The sequence below is a fragment of the Actinoplanes sp. NPDC051633 genome (assembly GCF_040681735.1).
Taxonomy (GTDB): domain Bacteria; phylum Actinomycetota; class Actinomycetes; order Mycobacteriales; family Micromonosporaceae; genus Actinoplanes.
In genome coordinates this window covers 1-2063 of sequence record NZ_JBFAZH010001292.1, presented here as the reverse complement: position 1 = coordinate 2063, position 2063 = coordinate 1, and the positions used below count along the sequence as shown (strand labels likewise).

The following is a 2063-nucleotide window of genomic DNA, read 5'->3' as shown; positions in this document are numbered from 1 at the left end:
AGCTCTCGACAACGACGGAGTGCCCGCGCCTTTACGTGGTAAACGGCTCGTCAAAGGTTTTTGGGAACGGCAACTTTGCGCGGCCTGCGTCGCGGCGGCAGCAGCAGCCCCACCCGGTCCAGCAACGCCTCGAGCGCCTCCTCGAAGTCCTGGGCGGCCACGTCCTGGGCCAGGTGCGGTTCCATCCGCTGCAGGATCGGATACGAGGCCAGATCGGCGATCGGTGACACGTCCGGCTCCTCGACCGGCCCGGTGTCCACACCCAGCGCCGAGACCTCCAGCAGCAGGTGCCCGAGCAGGAAGCTGCTGAAGGCCCGGTACGCCGCCGCGGCCGCCTCGTCGCTGAAGCCGGCCGAGGTCATCACCTGCAACATCGACTCGATCCAGCGCAGACTGCGCAGCGGCGGCCGGATCCAGGGTGCCGCCGGCGGCCGGGTCGCCACCAGCGGAAAGACCTCGGGGTGGGCCAGGGCGATGCGGCGCAGGCCGTGCGCCAGGCGCTGCAGGTAGTCCACCCAGCCGGCGTGTGCCTCGAGGTGCACGTCGGGGTCACCGAACAACTCGTCGACGACCGTCTCCACCACGCCGTCGAGCAGTGCTTCCCGGCCGGGCACGTACCGATAGAGGGCCATGCCTTCCACCCCGAGGTACGCGCCGAGGCGGCGCATGCTCAGCTCCCGCAACCCGTACTCGTCGATGAACTGCACCGCGGCGCCGAGGATCCGCCGCTGATCGAGACCCGGACGACCGGACCCCGGTCCGCCCGCGACGGTCACCGCCGCGGCACCGGCACGAGCCTCGGGAGTGTCCTGCTCCGTCATCGATCCTCCGGCCAACAGCGAGCGTGCGGCGTGGAGCCCGAATTCTGCCATGCGCTGTGGGCGTTATCGGTCCGGCTCCGGTTTGGTGGTCGATGCATCGGGTATCGACCCGCGGTGAGCAGTGAAGACACTCGATTTGTCGCCAGGCGGACGCTCGTCGTCATCGGCCTGGTCGTAGCGACCGTTCTGTTGTATTTCCTGGTTCGGGCGACCAGCCAGGTGCTGACCTGGATCGTGATCGCGGTGTTCTTCGCGGTCGCGTTGAACCCGGCGGTCTCCTGGGTGCAGCGCCGGGCCGCGTTCGGCAAGCGCTGGCTGGCCACGCTGCTGGTCTTCCTTGTCGCGTTCGTTCTGATCGGCGGGTTGATCACGCTGTTCGTCGTGCCGCTGGTCCGCGAGGGAACGCAGGTGGTGGCGGACTTCCCAAAGATCGTGGAGGACGCGCGGGCGGGCCGTGGCCCGGTGGGCGGCCTGATCGAACGGTTCAATCTGCTCGAGTACGCGCAGAACAACGCCGATCGGTTCCGCGAGTACGCCGGCCGCCTCGGGGCGCCCACGCTGGCCGTTCTGCGGGGCGCGGCGACCAGCGTCGCGGGCATCGTGACCATCTTCGTGCTCGCGTACCTCATGGTGCTGGAGGCGCCGAAGGTCGTCACCGGGTTCCGCGCGCTGTTCGACGAGCGGCGTGCTGAGCGCATCCGCCGGGTCGGCCACGACTGCGCCAAGACCATCACCGGCTACATCACCGGCAACCTGCTCATCAGCATCATCTGCGGCACCCTGACCTACGTGGTGCTCGCCGTCATGGGCGTGCCGTATGCCGGCCTGATCGCGTTGTTCGTCGGGCTCGCCGATCTGATCCCGCTGGTGGGTGCCACCCTGGGGGCGATCGTCGCGACGCTGGCGGCGTTCGTCGACTCCACCACCGCCGGCATCGTCGTGATCATCTTCTTCGTGCTGTACCAGCAGCTGGAGAACCACCTGCTGCAGCCGCTGATCTTTGCCCGGACGGTCAAGGTGAACCCACTGACCGTGCTGATCGCGATCCTGATCGCGGTCGAGCTGGCCGGCATCCTCGGCGCGCTGCTGGCCATCCCGGTCGCCGGCATCATTCAGATCATCGCCCGCGACATCTGGGACACCCGGCGGGGCCGGTTCAAGTCCGAGCCGACCGTCGGCGAGGACGAGATCCCGGTCGGAGCCGCTCGGCAGAAACCCCAGCCGACGATGTGATGCGCCGCT

2 protein-coding genes are annotated in these 2063 nt (G+C 68.6%); one reads left to right on the top strand and one right to left on the bottom strand.

The features are described 5' to 3' along the window. Positions 1-50 precede the first annotated feature (50 nt). Entirely contained in the window at positions 51-821 is a 771-nt protein-coding gene (locus AB0M20_RS40220) for a TetR/AcrR family transcriptional regulator C-terminal domain-containing protein (RefSeq protein ID WP_364306408.1), read from the bottom strand. Positions 822-935: 114 nt separating this feature from the next. Between AB0M20_RS40220 and AB0M20_RS40215 the strand changes: the two genes are divergently transcribed. Further along, on the top strand, positions 936-2054 hold the full coding sequence (locus tag AB0M20_RS40215) for an AI-2E family transporter (RefSeq protein WP_364306406.1): 1119 nt from the start codon (positions 936-938) through the stop codon (positions 2052-2054). Positions 2055-2063: the final 9 nt, after the last annotated feature.

Coding starts and splice junctions, on each gene's coding strand:
- AB0M20_RS40220 (WP_364306408.1), bottom strand. CDS start 821: ATGACGGAGCAGGACACTCCCGAGGCTCGTGCCGGTGCCGCGGCGGTG.